Here is a 523-nt window from a genome sequence, read left to right on the forward strand (position 1 = left end):
CGGTATGACTCACCCACATAGGTAACAGAAAAGTTCAAGCACATAGGTAACAGTTTTTAACTGGCAGGGTCGATTCCGAGGAGCTGACCATGCCGTGGCGAGAGCTGAACCCTATGGACCTTAAAGTGATGTTCATTGCCGACTATCTGTCGAGACGCTTTAACTTCCGCGAACTGTGTGCGGCACACAGCATCAGTCGAAAAACGGGCTACAAATGGGTAGCCCGTTACAACGCAGAGGGTGTGCAGGGCTTGGATGAGCGCAGTCGCAGTCGGCATGCTCAGGCACATATCATTCCCTTTGAAATCAAAGCCTCGATCATCGAGTTGCGCTCCAAAGGACCTACGACACCGGGCCCCAAGAAGATCCAGGTGGCTTTGGCTGAGCGTTTTCCAGGGCAGGAGCCGCCCTCTAAAACCAGCATCTACAACATCCTCAAGCGGGCTGGTTTGATAACGCCAAGACGCCTGCGTCAGCGTGTTGCAATCTACCCAATTCCGTTGAAGAGAGCGGACCTCCCCAA

The 523-nt window shown here is 53.3% G+C and carries 1 protein-coding gene; it reads left to right on the top strand.

Annotation, left to right across the window (positions count from 1 at the left end; translation table 11 throughout):
• Positions 1-89: 89 nt before the first annotated feature.
• The coding region (locus J4E58_RS31790) for a helix-turn-helix domain-containing protein (protein ID WP_207255373.1) at positions 90-523 on the top strand (434 nt) is incomplete at its 3' end.

Origin of the sequence: Pseudomonas sp. FW305-25 (genome assembly GCF_017351415.1) — a bacterium.
Classification (GTDB): Bacteria; Pseudomonadota; Gammaproteobacteria; order Pseudomonadales; family Pseudomonadaceae; genus Aquipseudomonas; species Aquipseudomonas chlororaphis.